Genomic DNA, 16,017 nt, shown 5'->3' on the forward strand with positions numbered 1-16,017 from the left:
GCCCCTGTCGCGTCTGGGCTCGTGCTTTCCCGATGCAAACTCATCGGGCCAGTGGGGTTGGCTACCTTGGTCAATCCCGGCGTTACTCAATCCGGCGTCGAAATGGCGGCAGGGCATCGAGCAGGCCCTTGCCGTAGCGTTTGGTCAGCAGACGGCGATCGAGAATGGTGACCCGGCCTCTATCCGCCTCTTTGCGAATGAGGCGACCACAGGCCTGGATGAGCTTGCGCGACGCCTCCGGCACCGTCAGCTGCAAGAAGGGATTGCCGCCCCGTTTCTCGACCCACTCGGCGGTAGCCTCTTCCACCGGCGAGTTGGGGACCGCGAACGGCAACTTGGTGATCACCAGGTTGGTGAGGTAGTGACCGGGCAGATCCAGCCCTTCCGAGAAGCTGCCGGTGCCAAACAGTATGCTGGCCTGGCCGCCATCGCATTTTTGTTTGTGCAAGGTGAGCAGGGCGTTGCGGGAGGCTTCCCCTTGCACCAGCAGGGAGAGTCCCTTGGCCCGCAGACCCACCACCACCTCGTTCATCTGCCGGTAGGAGGAGAAGAGCACTAGGCTCGCCTCCTTGCCGGCCAGCAGACGGGGCAGGATGCTGACGAGCTCCTGGGTGAAGGCGGGGGCACTGGGCTCGTGTTCCATTTTTGGCAAATAGAGCTCGGCCTTCTGGTAATCGAAGGGGGAGCGCAGGCGCAGATAGCGGGTACCGTCGTGCTCTTTGAGCCCCACCTGGTGGCGGAAATAGCTGAAGGAGGAGAGGGCGGTCAGGGTCGCCGATACCAGCACGGCGCCAAGACACCTGGACCAGAGCCACTCCTCCAGCAGGTAGCCCACCTCGATGGGGGAGGCGTGCAGCCAGATGTCGCCGTCATCGCTCTTGACCATCCAGCGGGCCAGCGGCGTCTTGCCCTCTGCCACGTGCCGCCCCAGCATCTCCCACAGGGCGCAGAAACCCTCCAGCCGCTGCAGATAGAAGCCGCTCTCCGCCAGCAGGGGTTCGGCATCCTTGCGACGGATCTCGCCATCCTTCAGCGCCTCGCCGATGGCGCCCTGCATTCTGTCCAGCGCCCGCAGTGCCTTCTTGCTCGCCTCCTTGAGGTTCTCCGCCAGCATGGGCAAGGGGTCGGGCAAGACACCATCGGCGAAGCGGCACTGTTTTTCTTCATTGAACAAGCGGTCGTTGGCGGCGAGCCACTGCTCCAGCGCCTTCAGATCCGGCTGCAGGGAGGCCAGCGCGTCCTGCAGCTTGAGCTGGGGATCGAGCAGGCTCTCCTTGTTGAGGGTTCTGGCCAGCTTGCCTGCCCCCTGCGCCAGCTTCTCCAGCCAGCGGCGTGAACCCTTGACGCTGGCCGAGGCGGCGCCGTGATCCCGGGCTATGGTGGGCAAGTGATGGGCCTCGTCCAGCACATAGAGGCACTCGTCCGGCGGCGGCAGTATGATGCCGCCCCCCATTGTGAGGTCGGAGAGCAGCAGGGCGTGGTTGACCACCAGCACGTCGGCCGCATCCATGTCGTTGCGGGCGCGGTGGAAGGGGCAGTGCTGATGATGAGTCAGCGCCTTGTTGCAGGTGTGGCGGTCAGCGGCGATGCGATCCCAGCAGTTATCGTTGATGGGTTTGGGCCAGTTGTCCCGATCACCGTCCCACTTGCCTTCCGTGTAGGCCTGCCACAACGCCTGATAGCACTCCTTGTCGGCGTCTGACGGCTTGTGTTTGCTGAGGGCTCCGAAGTCGAACTCGAAGTTGGCCATCTCGCTGCCGCTGGCGGCCTGCTCCAGCAGGTGTTCGCAGCAGTAGCGCTGGCGCCCCTTGACCAGCATGAAACGAAACGGCAGCTCGCTGTGGCGATGATAGAAGGGGAGGTCTTTGTGGATCAGCTGCTCCTGCAGCGCTACGGTGGCGGTGGAGATCACCAGCTTCTTTTGAGTAAGGCGAGCCACCGGGATGGCCCCCTGAGCATAAGAGAGGGACTTGCCGATGCCGGTACCGGCTTCGGCCACCAGGATGCGACGCTGTTTGTCATACTCCCCGGTCAGCGTCTTGGCTATTTCGGCCACCAGAAAATTCTGCTCCTTGCGCGGCACAAAACCGGGTAAACCATCGGCAATCTGCCGATAGGTATTGCGAATGGTGGTTTTGAGACGGGTAGACAGCATGAAGAAAATGACCGTTGCACAGGGTGAAGGAAGACAGGATACCTGCAACCGGCAACCTGGGTCGAGGTGTGTGGCAACGCACAGATCCGACCTCTTCTTCTGTTTATAAGGCGAGTCGTCGTTATTGTGTGATAAATCACCAATTCGGACGAATTTTGCCAGCGGTTATCGCTGTAAACGTTTTCCCATGGCGTGCAAACAATGTGGGATTCAGGTCACAATTTTTCCGCTGTGACTATGCTTTTCGTAAAAAGTTCCAAGTTTTTTCATTGCGGATTGGAAAACCCGGTGCTAGTCTCGGCGCCATAGTGATGCAAAGTACATCGCTAACACAGGGAATAACAACGACTTAGTGTTTAATTACAGTAGGCATTGGAAACTATGAAAAAGACAATTCTGGCTATTGCTATCCCGGCTCTGTTTGCATCCGCCGCTAACGCTGCAGTGGTTTACGACAAAGACGGTACCACTTTTGACGTATACGGCCGTGTTCAGGCTAACTACTACGGTGACCACAATACCGCCGACTCTACCGCTGCATCTGGCTACAAGGATGTTGACGGTGAGCTGGTTGGTTCTTCCCGTCTGGGTTGGTCCGGCAAGATTGCTCTGAACAACACCTGGTCCGGTATCGCCAAGACCGAGTGGCAAGTTTCTGCTGAAAACTCCGCCAACAAGTTTGACTCCCGTCACATCTACGTTGGTTTCGACGGCACCCAATACGGCAAGATCATCTTCGGTCAGACCGATACCGCGTTCTACGACGTGCTGGAACCGACCGATATCTTCAACGAGTGGGGTGACGCAGGTAACTTCTATGACGGTCGTCAAGAAGGTCAGGTTATCTACTCCAACACCTACGGCGGCTTCAAAGGCAAACTGTCCTATCAGACCAACGACGACAAAGCCGTCAAGGTTACTGACGTAGGTCAGGGTATCAAAGAAACTGCCGTTTACGGTGCCGATGTGAAGCGTAACTACGGTTATGCCGCTGCTGCCGGTTATGACTTCGACTTCGGTCTGGGTCTGAACGCAGGTTACTCCTACTCCGATCTGGAAAACACCAAGACTAACAACACTGGTGACAAGAAAGAGTGGGCACTGGGTGCACACTACGCCATCAACGGTTTCTACTTCGCCGGTGTTTATACTCAGGGTGACCTGAGCTACGACAACACCACCGGTGGTGACAAGGACAAGGGCCGTGGCTACGAGCTGGCAGCTTCCTACAACGTTGATGCCTGGACCTTCCTGGCTGGCTACAACTTCAAAGAAGCAAAAGTCAAGTCCAATACTGCTGGTGCAGAGTACAAAGACCTGCTTGACGAAACCCTGCTGGGCGTACAGTACGCTTTCACTTCCAAGCTGAAAGCCTACACCGAGTACAAGATCCAGGGTATCGACAAACTGGACGACGAGTGGACCGTTGCCCTGCAATACAACTTCTAATCTAGTCTCTGCGCTGATTTAGTTGATGAACGGTCAAGCTTGCTTGGCCGTTTTGTTTTATCTGCTTCCCACCTGATTGCCTCTCTTCTCCTCTGTTGATGATCCTCTCCTGCTCCTGTTTGGCTTGCGCCAGTTCACGTTGTCTCTTTTCTGTACTTGGCTCCCGGTCTGCGAATAGCTAGATTATTCAGCTCGTTGCAGGATGTTCGGCAGACAGGGAAGGATGACGCTTGATTGACTTTAGTCACCCGCAGTGGCGGGAGCTGGCCCGCCAGCTGCTGGACAACCCCACCTCGGTGGTCCGCGCCCGCCAGTGGCAACCCCTGCTGGGCCTGCTCAAGGACAACCAGCTGCTGCTGGCGCTGGGCAACCACCACTATGAGCTCACTCCCGCCGGTCGCCGCTACCTGACCCGTGAACTGACACTGGCCGAGATCGCCACGGCGCCGCCAACCCCGGAGGAGTGGCTCCATGGGCAGGGTTGGCAGCTGGCGGAACAGGTCAACGAGCGGGTGCTCGCCGCGCTCTATCGCAAGAGCGAGGTGAGCTTTACTCCCAACGAGCAGATCGACTTCGAAGACAAGGGGATCCGGCTCTGTTCGGATCAACAGGTGCGCCTGCGTGCCCCCCAGCCGTTCAGCCTGTTTTTCAGCGGCGGCACCCTGCTCGATGCCGCCCCCTGGCTGCAGGCGCTTGGTGAGGTGGCGCTGCCGGAGCGCAACCTGGCCAGTCTCGGCAAGATCCTGTGGGGGGAGGGGGAGCTGCTGCGGGTGATCACCACCGACAGCGTCGGTGCCTTTGCCGAGCTGGTGCTGCCGGCAGGGAGCTTGCTGATCTGGGCTCCCGCCTCGGCGCAGCAGGCGCTGCAGCAAGTGATCGCCGCGTTGCCGCCTCAGGTGCAGTGGAGTCATCTTACCTCCCTCGACCCGAGCGGGGTGGATCGGGTGCTGACTCTGGCCCAGCGTTTGGGTCGGCCGGCCAGCTGGTGGCTGCCCACCGTGCTGGCTCCCATCATGACGGCCTATGCCTTGCCGTTGGCCGACTCCCGCCCCTGGGAGCCGAGCCGGATCCCCAAGTCATTGTTAGCAGTTTGTAGCGGTTTGGTTGAGTCCAATGGTGGCTTGTCTGCCGAGGTGTGCGCGTTGGCGCCGCAGTGGCATGCCATCGGTTGAGATTGCCGCAGATCCGGCCGAAAAAGCGGTTTTCCCCCATCCTGCACGGTGATATAAAGAGTTGACGAAGCGCTCGCCAGTGGGCGCTTTTGTTTGCCACGTGTTTTGCGTGTCACGGACGGTGTGCCAACACGCTTTGCCAGCCAACGAACTCAACGGAATACAGGGAATACCATGTTTGAAAAGGTTGTTGCCGCCCCAGCGGATCCGATCCTGGGCCTGACCGAAGCCTTCCGCGCCGACTCTCGCAGCCACAAGATCAACCTGGGGGTCGGGATCTACAAGGATGAGACCGGCGCCACCCCCATTCTTCACTGCGTCAAGAAAGCCGAACAGAAGCTCTTGACCGACGAGAAGACCAAGAACTATCTCGGCATCGAAGGCAATATCGAATACGGCCGCATCGTGCAGCAACTGCTGTTCGGACAGGATTCCGCGCTGGTCAACAGCGGCCGCGCCAAGACGGCGCAAGCTCCGGGTGGTACCGGTGCCCTGCGCATCGCCGCCGAGTTCGTGGTACGCAACAACCTCGCCAAGACCATCTGGATCTCCGATCCCACCTGGGCCAACCACGTCAGCGTGTTCCAGGCCGCGGGTCTGACCGTCAAGTGGTACAAGTACTACGACGCGGCGACCAAGGGGCTCGATTTTGCCGCCATGCAGGCGTCTCTGGCCGAGGCGCAGGCTGGCGATCTGGTGCTGCTGCACGGTTGCTGTCACAACCCGACCGGTATCGATCCGACCGCGGATCAGTGGCGCGCACTGGCCAGACAGAGTGCCGCCGCCGGCTGGCTGCCGCTGTTTGACTTCGCCTATCAGGGCTTTGCCCGCGGCATCGAAGAGGATGCCGAAGGTCTGCGCATCTTCGCCGAGTGCCACGACGAGCTGCTGGTGGCGAGCTCCTTCTCCAAGAACTTCGGCCTCTACAACGAGCGGGTCGGCGCCTTCACCCTGGTCAGCGCGACCAAGGCGATCGCTGACGTGGCCTTCACCCAGGTCAAGACCGTCATTCGTGCCAACTACTCCAACCCGCCGTCACACGGCGCCGCCGTCGTCACCGCCGTGGTGAGCGATCCGGCCCTCTATGCCGAGTGGGTGGAAGAAGTGGCGGCCATGCGGGTGCGCATTCGCGAGATGCGAGAGCTGCTGGTGGAAAAACTGGCCGCGCGCGGCGTGAACCAGGACTTCAGCTTTATCCGCGAGCAGAACGGCATGTTCTCCTTCTCCGGACTCTCCAAGGATCAGGTGGAGCGCCTCAAGAGCGAGTTTGCCATCTACATCGTCGGCTCGGGCCGGATCAGCGTGGCCGGTATCACCCGCGCCAACATAGATCCGCTGTGCGACGCCATCGCCAAGGTGTTGTAAGCACCACCATCGGCATCCGTTCAGTAACAAGCCCGCCGGGGAGACCCGGCGGGCTTTTTCATTTTTCAACTCAGGCCTTAACGGCGGCGCTTGCCACCCCCCAGCAAGGAGCCGAGGACGCCGCGTACCAGCTGGCGACCCACCTCGCTGCCGATGGTGCGGGCCACGCTCTTGGCGGCGGTCTGCACCACGCCGTCGTGCTGGCCGCCACGGGGGCCGGTGCGGCCAAACAGGATGCCATTGAGGGCATCGAGCAGGCCGCTTTCCCCGTTGGATGACGACTCACTGCCTTGCTCGCCAGTGGTTGTCCCCTTGCCGCCGTTGAGCCGCTCGAAGGCCGACTCGCGATCCTCCGGCGTCTCGTAGCGGCCGTGCAGCAGGGATCCCTGAATGAGCGCCTGCCGCTCGGCGTCGCTCAAGGGGCCGATGCGGCTGGCCGGCGGGGCGATGAAGGCGCGCTCCACCATGCTGGGGCGCCCCTTCTCGTCGAGCAGAGAGACCAGCGCCTCACCGACCCCGAGCTCGGTGATGACGCCAGCGGCATCGAAGGCGGGGTTGGCGCGCAGGGTGTTGGCGGCGATCCGCACCGCCTTCTGATCGCTCGGGGTAAAGGCGCGCAGGGCGTGTTGCACCCGGTTGCCAAGCTGCCCCAGTACGCTGTCGGGGATGTCGGCCGGACTCTGGGTGACGAAGTAGACACCCACCCCTTTCGAGCGGATGAGGCGCACCACCAGTTCGATCTTCTCCAGCAGCGCCTTGGGGGCGTCGTTGAACAGCAGGTGCGCCTCGTCGAAGAAGAACACCAGCACCGGCTTGTCCGGATCTCCCACCTCCGGCAACTGCTCGAACAGCTCGGAGAGCAGCCAGAGCAGGAAGCAGGCATAGAGGCGGCTGGATTGGGTCAGCTTGCTGGCGGCCAGCACATTGATATGGCCGTGGCCGGCCTCATCGGTCTGCAGCAGATCCTGGATGTCCAGCATGGGCTCGCCGAAGAAGTGATCGCCGCCCGCGCTCTCCAGGGTGAGCAGGTTGCGCAGGATGGCGCCGATGGAGGCGGTGGAGACGTTGCCGTAACGGGTGGTGAGGGACTTGGCGTTGTCGCCGGCAAACTGCACCATGGCGCGCAGGTCTTTGAGGTCGAGCAGCAGCAGCCCCTCGTCGTCCGCCACCTTGAACACCAGCTCCAACACCCCGCTCTGGGTATCGTTGAGACCGAGCAGGCGGGCGAGCAGCAGGGGGCCCATGTCGGAGACGGTGGCCCGCACCGGGTGACCCTGTTCGGCAAACAGATCCCAGAACAGGGTAGGACTGGCGGCAAAGGCGGGTGCCGGGATGCCGAGCTGGGCCAGTCTGGCATCCAGCTTGGCCGAGCCAGCCCCGGCGGCGCCAAGGCCGCTCAGATCCCCCTTCACGTCGGCCAGAAAGACCGGCACGCCGAGGCGGGAGAATCCCTCCGCCAGCACCTGCAGGGTGACTGTCTTGCCGGTTCCGGTGGCCCCTGTGATGAGGCCGTGGCGATTGGCCATGGCCGGCAGCAGGGCGAGGGGATGACCACTGGCATAGGCCAGCGTGAGCGGTTCGGCCATGGTGGGCTCCTTGTGGCAAATGGGGGGCTAAAAACAACGGGTTACAAGGAGTGTGGTGGCAGGTGCCGGGGATGGCAAGGCAGCGCCTCGTCAGCGCGCCAGAGGCTGACGAGGCGGGTGAGATCAGCGGGGGCGGACCAGCTTGCCAAGGCGCAGCAACAGCAGGGTGAGGAGGCCGCCGGTGGCGGCGGTCAGTACCGCCAGCAGCAGGCTGCCGAGCAGGAAGGGAGGCACCAGGGTGGCCGCTTCGTGCTCCAGCCAGTGCAGGGTCCAGGTAAGGTGAAATGGCTCCGGCGTCTTGTGCAGCACCAGACAACCGGTGCGATAGGCGTAGAGGTACATGAAGGGCAGGGTCAGCGGGTTGTTGAACCAGACCGCCAGCAGCGCCAGCGGCAGGTTGAGGCTGAACGCCAGCGCCAGCCCGACCGCGATGAGTGAATGCATGGGGATGGGAAACCAGCAGGCGAAGATGCCCACCGCCACCGCCCCGCTCAGGGCGCGCGGCCCCCCTTGCCAGAGGGCGGGGGCGAGCAGGCGCTCGCCAAACAGGGCGAACCACTTCTGCTGGCGCAGGGTATCGGGGTCAATCTTGAAGCGGGCAAACCAGCGATTCAGCATGCGCGGGCCACCTTGCGTTTCTGCCACTGACGAACGGTGCTGATGCGCCAGCAGGTACGAATGAGGGCGTAGCCGATGAGGGAGCTGAGCAGGGCGAGCACCAGCGAACCCAGCAGCAGCGGTGGGGCCACGGTCTCGAACACCGACACCAGCCAGGCCCAGGTGAACTCGATCTCGATGTGCTGGGAGGATTGCCCCAGCAGCTGACAGCCGGTCAGGTAGGCGCCGTAGAACAGCGGCGGCATGGTGAAGGGGTTGGAGAGCCAGACCAGGGCTACCGAGAGCGGCAGGTTGACCCGGCAGGCGATGGCGCCGCCGGCCGCCAGCAGCATCTGGCAGGGGAGCGGCACCCAGGCCATGAACAGCCCCACCGCGAAGGCACCGGCCGCCGAGCGGCGATTGAGGTGCCACAGGTTGGCGTCCAGCAGCAACTTGCCAAACAGCCGCAAGTGCTTGTGTTCCTTGAGTGTCGCCGGATCAGGCAGCCAGCGTTGTATGAGTCGTTTGGGCATATTGAAACCTTGCTAAATACTTGCACCATGGATCTGCGCCTGCTGTCGTTTGCCCTCGGGGCAAGCTCCTCACTGCTTTGGCCATGGTTGCCTTCATGGGAATGGGGTGGCCTGATGCTGCTGCTCGCGTTCCCCCTCGCCGGTTGCCGCTGCTGGCGGCTGCTGTTTCTGCTGCTCGGCATCCTCTGGATGCAGGGGAATTTGCACTACCGGCTTGCCTGGCTGGATCAGCTTGGCAAAAAAACGAGCCACATCATAACCGCACAACTGCAAAGTGCAGAACCCGAGGGCGATAAATTTGTCCGGCTGGTGCTGCGGGTGAACAGGCTCGATGAGCAGGCGCTCACCCCGGCACCCCTGGTGCGCATCAATGCCTACCAGGCGCTGCCCACCATGACGGCAGGCAGTCGCCTGACCCTGGAGGTATCCCTCAAGCCGGCCCACGGCCTGGCCAACGAGGCGGGGATGGACGGGCGGCGTCTGCTGCTTGGCAAGGGGATCACCGCCACCGGCAACTTGCGCAGGGTGATCCAGATTGAAGCGGTGCCGGCGGGGCTGCGCGAGCGCTGGCTGGCCCGGGCCGCCGTCAGCTGGCAGGATCTGAGCCAGGGCCCGCTGCTGGCAGCGCTGACCTTCGGCGAGCAAGCGGGTATCACGACTGAGCAGTGGAGCCTGTTTCGCGGCAGTGGGCTGACCCACATCATCGCCATCTCGGGGCAGCACATCGCGCTGGTGGCGGTGCTCGGCTGGTGGCTGGGGCGGCTGTTCGGACTGCGGGGGGCGATTCTGCTCGCCCTGCTGTTTGCCGCCCTCTACAGCTGGCTGGCCGGGTTTGCGGTGGCCACCGAGCGGGCCCTCATCATGGTGCTGGTGTGGAGCCTGCTGCGCTGGCGACGGCGGGAGTGGCCGGCCCATCGCGTCTGGTTGTGGGCCTTCGTGGTGCTGACGCTCTGGGATCCCTTCGCCCTCTATTCGGCGGGATTCTGGCTCTCCTTCTTGGCGGTGGCCCTGCTGCTGGTGGCGAGCCTGCTGGAGGCCAAGCCCGGGCTCGTCCGCTTGCAGGGCTTGTTGCTGTTGGGGCTGCTGCCGTTGCAACTGGCGCTGTTCGAGGGGATAGCGCCGTTGTCGCTGCTGCTCAATCTGCTGGCATTGCCGCTCTTTTGCATCGGCATCATACCGCTGGCGCTGGTCGGGGTGTTGCTGGCGCAGCTTTCGGGGGAGCTGGCCCACCTGCTGTTCTGGCTGGCCGATGTCGGCCTGCAGTGGATATTGTGGGCGCTGGAGAGGTTGGCCAGCCAGTGGCAGCTCTGGTGGCCGGTGCCGGGCTGGGTGCTGCCGCTCACAGCGCTGCTGACCCTGCTCTGGTGCGCCTGGCATGTGCCGGGCGGTCGTCCCTTGCTGTTGCCGGGGGGCGTGGCCCTGCTGCTGGCGGCCTGGCCGGCGCCGACCCACTGGCAACTGAGGGTATTGGACGTGGGGCAGGGGTTGGCGGTGCTGATCACCCGGGGTGAGCGCGGCATCCTGTTTGACACCGGAGATCGCTACCCAGGCGGCTACAACATGGCGGATGCCGTGATCCTGCCGCTGCTCAACCGGCTCGATGTGCGGGTGCTGGATTATCTGGTCATCAGCCACAAGGACCGGGATCACGCCGGCAACCGGCGTGCCATCCTGCAGGCTCTGCCGGTACGCCACGAGCTATCTTCCTTCGACTTCGGCCGCTTCACGACCCTGTGCCGGCGTGGCCAGCAGTGGCGCTGGCAGGGGCTCGAGATGGCGGTGCTCTGGCCACAGCAACCGGGAGGCGGTCACAACAACGACGGCTGTGTGCTGCAGATCCGCGACGGGGAACGGCGCATCCTGCTCAGTGCCGACATCGAGCGGCAGGCGGAGCAGCGGCTGCTGGCGCTGGAAGGGGAGGGGCTTGCCAGCACCTTGCTGGTAAGCCCCCATCACGGCAGCCGCACCTCCTCCACGGCCCCCTTCGTGGCGGCGGTGGCCCCCCGCTATGTGGTACACAGCGCCGGCTTCATGAACCAGTGGGGCTTTCCCCGCCCCGAGGTGGTGGCTCGCTACAGGGAGGCGCAGCAATGGGTCACCGGGCTGGACGGGGAGATCCTGGTCGAGCCAGCGCCGGACGGGCTGCGGATCCGTGCCGAGCGGAAGCAGGGACCCTGGTTTCGCCGCAATGGCGACTGGTGGCGCCCCGCGCTCTGGCCTGCTCGCTGAAGCAGATTGCAGGGCATTGCGCTGGCGATGCTTGGTGTAATCCTGCGCTTTGGCTGGGATAACGGCCGTCATTTGCCGTCTTGGCGAGGGGCATGCGCTGGCGATGCTTGGTGTAATCCTGCGCTTTGGCTAGAATAGCCCGTCATTTCCCTTATTAACGGCTATTCATGCAACAAGAAACCTCACAAGACAGCTGGCCTGTCTTCAAGCGTCTGCTCGGCTATGTCCGTGACCGCAAGCTTGGCCTGATTGGCGGCATCATCGGCATGCTGGGCTACGCCGCCGTGGATACCACCTTCGTCTATTCCATCAAGCCGCTGATCGACAAGGGGATCAACGGCAATGATCCGACCGTGCTCAAGTGGATGCCCTTCTTCGTGCTGGGTATCGTAGCCCTGCGCGGCGTCGCCAACTTCCTCTCCAACTACTGCATGGCCTGGGTCGGCAACCACGTGGTGATGCGCCTGCAGCAGCAGGTATTCAACCACATGGTGGCGATGCCGATGAGCTTCTTCGACCGCCAAAATACCGGTCACCTGCTCTCCAAGGTGACCTATGACGCGAGTCAGGTCTCCTCGGCCGCCAGTACCACTCTGGTCACCTTGGTGCGGGAAGGGGCGACGGTCATCGGTCTGCTCGGCCTGATGTTCTGGCACTCCTGGCAGCTGTCGGTGATCTTCCTGGTTGTGGGGCCCGTGGTGGGCATCATCATCGGTCTCATCAGCCGCCGTTTCCGTCAGATCAGCCGCCACATCCAGCAGGCGGTGGGTGACATCACCACCTCCACCGAGCAGATGCTCAAGGGGCACAAAGAGGTGCTGATGTTCGGCGGCCAGAAGGTGGAGGAGAAGCGCTTCTTCAAGGTCAGCAACAACATGCGCCAGCAGACCATGAAGATGGTTGCCGCCGATGCCATCGGCAGCCCGGTGGTGCAGATGGTTGCCTCCATCGCGCTGGCGGCCTTCCTCTATGTGGCCACCATCGACAGTGTGCGCAGCGAGCTGACTGCCGGTACCTTCACCGTCATGATCACCTCCATGATGATGCTGCTCAAGCCGCTGAAAAGCCTGACCGACGTCAACAACCAGTTCCAGCGCGCCATCACCGCCTGCCACAGCCTGTTCGGCCTGCTCGATACCGAGCCGGAGCAGGATACCGGTACCCGTACCCTGGAGCGCGCCCGCGGCGAGATCGAGTTTCGCAACGTCACCTTCACCTACCCGACCAAGGACACCCCGGCGCTGCACAACGTCAGCTTCAAGGTGGAGGCGGGCAAATCGGTGGCCCTGGTGGGGCGCTCAGGCTCTGGCAAGAGCACCATCGCCAGCCTGCTGACCCGCTTCTACGACATCGAGCAGGGGGAGATCCTGCTGGATGGCGTCAATATCCGTGATTACCGCCTGAGCGAGCTGCGCAAGCAGTACGCCCTGGTCTCCCAGCACGTGCACCTGTTCAACGACACTGTGGCGAGCAACATCGCCTACGCCGCGGAAGAGCAATACAGCCTCGACGAGATCAAGCAGGCGGCCCGCATCGCCCACGCCGACGAGTTCGTCAGCAAGATGAGCAACGGTTATGACACCGTGGTCGGCGAGAACGGCGCGTCGCTCTCCGGCGGTCAGCGTCAGCGTATCGCCATCGCCCGCGCCCTGCTGCGCGATGCCCCCGTGCTGCTGCTGGATGAGGCTACCTCGGCGCTGGATACCGAGTCCGAGCGCCACATCCAGGCGGCCATCGACGAGCTGTGCAAGGCGCGCACCTCGCTGGTGATCGCTCACCGCCTCTCCACCATCGAGAAGGCGGACGAGATCCTGGTGATCGATGAAGGCCATATCGTCGAGCGCGGCAACCACGCGGCGTTGATGGCCCAGCAGGGCACCTATGCCCAGCTGCGCGCCATCCAGTTCGGTCATGCCACCGCAGGTGGCAACGCCTGATGCTGGAGCGGCTCTGGTATGCAAAGAGTGGCTGGCGCTGGTTGCTGGCCCCCTTTGCCCTGCTGTTTGCCGTTGTCAGCGGTACCCGCCGCTACGCCTATCGGCACGGCTGGCGCAAGGGCTATCGTGCCTCCTTGCCGGTCATCGTAGTGGGCAACATCTCGGTGGGTGGCAACGGCAAGACCCCGGTAGTGGTCTGGCTGGTGGAGCAGTTGCAGGCCCGCGGCTATCGCCCCGGGGTGGTGAGCCGCGGCTATGGCGGCAAGGCGCCCCATTATCCGTACCGGCTCGATGCCGCCAGCACCACGGCGCAGGCCGGTGATGAACCGGTACTGATTGCCCGGCGCTGCGGCTGCCCGGTGGTGGTTGCCCCGAAACGGGCCGATGCGGTACGGCTGCTGGAGCAGAGCGGTGAGGTGGATATCATCATCACCGACGATGGCCTGCAGCACTATGCGCTGGCCCGTGACATCGAGCTGGTGGTGGTGGACGGGGCGCGCCGTTTCGGCAACGCCTGCCTGCTGCCCATGGGACCGCTGCGCGAGCCGGTCACCCGGCTCAAGCGGGTGGACGCCATCATCTGCAACGGCGGCGAGCCGGGGCGGGGGGAGTACCCCATGCAACTGGTCGCCGACGCCCCGCGTCGAGTGCGCGACGATACGCCGCTGGCTGCTCCCCTGTCGGGGTCGGTTGACGCGCTGGCGGGCATTGGTCATCCGCCCCGTTTCTTCGCCACCCTCGAGGGGCTTGGTTACCAGCTGGATCAGCGGGTGGCCTACGGGGATCACCACCCCTTCGATCGGGACGAGCTGGTGGGCCGCTTTGCCGGCAAGCCGCTGCTGATGACCGAGAAGGATGCGGTCAAGTGCCGCGCCTTTGCCCTCGAGAACTGGTGGTATCTGCCGGTCAGCGCCGAGTTGCCCGCCTCCCTGCTCGATACCCTGCTGCACAAGCTGGGGGCGAGCGGGAAGGGGCAAGGCGCAACCAAGGCACAAGGTTGATCTCGCTCGCCAGCGCGGGAGAGAAGGGGGCTTGTCATGCCCCGCATGAAACATCTGGTTGGTTCGACACCCATCGTCGGCGTGATTAAGCCGCCGGCGCGACATCGTTGAAGGAGTATCGTTTTGGCTTTGGACATCAAGTTGCTCGACATCATTGCCTGCCCGGTCTGCAAGGGCAAGCTGCACTATAACAAGTCCGTGCATGAGCTGGTCTGCCGTTTCGACAAGCTGGCTTATCCGCTGGAGGAGGGGATCCCGGTGCTGCTGGAGAACCGCGCCCGTCCGCTCAATAGCGACGAGCTGTCGTCATGAGCTTCGTCGTCGTCATCCCGGCCCGCTACGCCTCCACCCGGCTGCCGGGCAAGCCGCTGGCCGACATCCACGGCAAGCCCATGGTGCAGCACGTGGTGGAGAAGGCCCTGCAGTCGGGCGCCGATCGGGTGATCGTCGCCACCGACGATGAGCGGGTGCAGCAGGCGCTGGCCGGCCAGACCGGATTCGAGGTGTGCATGACCTCGAAGGATCACCAGTCCGGTACCGAGCGGCTGGCCGAAGTGTGCCGTCACTACGGTTTTGCCGCCGACACCATAGTGGTCAACGTGCAGGGGGACGAACCGCTCATTCCGCCGGTCATTATCCGTCAGGTGGCGGACAACCTGGCCGCCGCCAGCGCGCCCATGGCGACCCTGTCGGTGCCAATTCAGGACGCCGAAGAAGCGTTCAACCCGAACGCCGTCAAGGTGGTGACCGACCAGGATGGCTACGCCCTCTACTTCAGTCGTGCCTCCATTCCGTGGGATCGTGATCGTTTTGCCGCAAGCCGCGAGCAGATTGGTGATCACTACCAGCGCCACATCGGCATCTATGCCTATCGCGCCGGCTTCATCCAGCGTTATGTGGACTGGGCGCCGAGCGCGCTCGAGCAAGTAGAGGCGCTGGAGCAGCTGCGGGTGCTCTGGTACGGGGAGAAGATCCACGTGGCCCAGGCCCTCGAGGCGCCGCCGGTCGGGGTAGATACCCAGGCCGATCTGGACAAGGTGCGTGCGCTGCTGGCGAACTGATGCCGACAACAGCAAAAATGACTCTGAACGGTGCCTGCGGGCGCCGTTTTTTGTGTTTAATCTTTACATAATTATTTGATTACAAACGTCATTTATGAGCACTTTCAAACTTTTCCCGGCCATGGTTTGCCAAATCGGCGAGTTTGGTTATGATGCAAGACGCCGTGTTAACCCTAACTGGCATATAACGAGATAAAAAACGGGGTGTTTGGGTGATTAATGTATTCCTGGTCGATGATCATGAGTTGGTGCGTACAGGGATAAGACGCATTCTGGAAGATGTCCGCGGGATCAAGGTGGTGGGTGAGGCGCAGAGCGGGGAAACCGCAGTCACTTTCTGTCGTCAGAACCATCCCGACGTGATCCTGATGGACATGAACATGCCGGGTATCGGCGGCCTGGAGGCAACCCGCAAGATCCTGCGGATCCGACCCGATGTGCGCATCATAGTGCTGACCATTCATTCAGAAAATCCGTTCCCGACCAAGGTGATGCAGGCGGGTGCCGCCGGCTATCTCACCAAGGGGGCCGCACCGGACGAGATGATCCACGCCATTCGCCTGGTCCACTCCGGTCAGCGTTACATCTCCCCGGAGATCGCCCAGCAGATGGCCCTGAGCCAGTTTGCCTCGGCCGACGAGAACCCCTTCAAGTCCCTCTCCGAGCGCGAGCTGCAGATCATGATGATGATCACCAAGGGGCAGAAGGTGACCGATATTTCCGAGCAGCTCAACCTGAGCCCGAAGACGGTCAACAGCTACCGCTATCGGCTGTTCAGCAAGCTCAACATCAATGGCGATGTGGAGCTGACCCATCTGGCCATTCGCTATGGCATGCTGGATGCCGATACCCTGTAACGGGCGGCGTGTAGCCATCAAAGGCGGCCTGTGCCGCCTTTTTGCTTTTTGCCGGCCTGGCGCAGTATGCTCTGT

Annotated in this window: 13 protein-coding genes; 9 read left to right on the forward strand and 4 right to left on the reverse strand. The window is 62.8% G+C overall.

Features of this window, described 5'->3' with window-relative positions; all coding sequences use genetic code 11:
• Positions 1-82: 82 nt before the first annotated feature.
• Positions 83-2,155 carry an ATP-dependent DNA helicase DinG gene (gene dinG / locus CK627_RS11875; RefSeq protein WP_167385331.1) on the reverse strand — a complete coding sequence of 691 codons (2,073 nt, stop codon included), beginning with the start codon at positions 2,153-2,155 and terminating at the stop codon, positions 83-85.
• A gap of 381 nt (positions 2,156-2,536) precedes the next feature.
• Here dinG and CK627_RS11880 point away from each other — a divergent pair, with 381 nt between their 5' ends.
• The 3 genes from CK627_RS11880 to CK627_RS11890 all read left to right on the forward strand — a co-directional run bounded on the left by CK627_RS11880 (position 2,537) and on the right by CK627_RS11890 (position 6,141).
• Complete coding sequence (locus CK627_RS11880) at positions 2,537-3,604, forward strand: porin (protein WP_043160279.1); 1,068 nt, start codon at positions 2,537-2,539, stop codon at positions 3,602-3,604.
• 230 nt (positions 3,605-3,834) lie between these two features.
• A complete protein-coding gene (locus CK627_RS11885; RefSeq protein WP_167385332.1) occupies positions 3,835-4,776 on the forward strand; it encodes a hypothetical protein in 942 nt (313 codons plus the stop codon).
• A gap of 174 nt (positions 4,777-4,950) precedes the next feature.
• The gene (locus CK627_RS11890) at positions 4,951-6,141 is read left to right on the forward strand and encodes an amino acid aminotransferase (protein ID WP_010633507.1); all 1,191 of its coding nucleotides are present in this window, start codon (positions 4,951-4,953) and stop codon (positions 6,139-6,141) included.
• 77 nt (positions 6,142-6,218) lie between these two features.
• Here CK627_RS11890 and CK627_RS11895 read toward each other — a convergent pair whose 3' ends face one another.
• The 3 genes from CK627_RS11895 to CK627_RS11905 all read right to left on the reverse strand — a co-directional run bounded on the left by CK627_RS11895 (position 6,219) and on the right by CK627_RS11905 (position 8,857).
• Positions 6,219-7,727, reverse strand: a complete 1,509-nt coding sequence (locus CK627_RS11895) for a helicase HerA-like domain-containing protein (RefSeq protein WP_095592428.1) — start codon at positions 7,725-7,727, stop codon at positions 6,219-6,221.
• Positions 7,728-7,850: 123 nt separating this feature from the next.
• Positions 7,851-8,345, reverse strand: coding sequence for a DUF2062 domain-containing protein (locus CK627_RS11900; protein ID WP_095592429.1), 495 nt, complete (start codon positions 8,343-8,345; stop codon positions 7,851-7,853).
• Entirely contained in the window at positions 8,339-8,857 is a 519-nt protein-coding gene (locus CK627_RS11905) for a DUF2062 domain-containing protein (RefSeq protein WP_011706585.1), read from the reverse strand. Before CK627_RS11905 ends, CK627_RS11900 begins: the two co-directional genes overlap by 7 nt.
• Here CK627_RS11905 and CK627_RS11910 point away from each other — a divergent pair.
• From CK627_RS11910 to uvrY, 6 genes are all read left to right on the forward strand, one after another.
• Positions 8,795-11,086, forward strand: coding sequence for a DNA internalization-related competence protein ComEC/Rec2 (locus CK627_RS11910; protein ID WP_174704179.1), 2,292 nt, complete (start codon positions 8,795-8,797; stop codon positions 11,084-11,086). The genes CK627_RS11905 and CK627_RS11910 overlap by 63 nt on opposite strands.
• Before the next feature lie 167 nt (positions 11,087-11,253).
• A complete protein-coding gene (gene msbA / locus CK627_RS11915) occupies positions 11,254-13,023 on the forward strand; it encodes a lipid A ABC transporter ATP-binding protein/permease MsbA (protein WP_005302704.1) in 1,770 nt (589 codons plus the stop codon).
• Positions 13,023-14,024, forward strand: coding sequence for a tetraacyldisaccharide 4'-kinase (gene lpxK / locus CK627_RS11920; RefSeq protein ID WP_095592430.1), 1,002 nt, complete (start codon positions 13,023-13,025; stop codon positions 14,022-14,024). The genes msbA and lpxK overlap by 1 nt, the downstream gene beginning before the upstream one ends.
• Before the next feature lie 123 nt (positions 14,025-14,147).
• Complete coding sequence (locus CK627_RS11925; protein WP_005302702.1) at positions 14,148-14,336, forward strand: Trm112 family protein; 189 nt, start codon at positions 14,148-14,150, stop codon at positions 14,334-14,336.
• Positions 14,333-15,085, forward strand: a complete 753-nt coding sequence (gene kdsB / locus CK627_RS11930; protein ID WP_010633514.1) for a 3-deoxy-manno-octulosonate cytidylyltransferase — start codon at positions 14,333-14,335, stop codon at positions 15,083-15,085. Before CK627_RS11925 ends, kdsB begins: the two co-directional genes overlap by 4 nt.
• Positions 15,086-15,297: 212 nt before the next feature.
• Complete coding sequence (gene uvrY / locus CK627_RS11935; protein WP_005302696.1) at positions 15,298-15,942, forward strand: UvrY/SirA/GacA family response regulator transcription factor; 645 nt, start codon at positions 15,298-15,300, stop codon at positions 15,940-15,942.
• Positions 15,943-16,017 lie beyond the last annotated feature (75 nt).

It is taken from the genome of Aeromonas dhakensis (assembly GCF_002285935.1).
GTDB lineage: Bacteria > Pseudomonadota > Gammaproteobacteria > Enterobacterales > Aeromonadaceae > Aeromonas > Aeromonas dhakensis.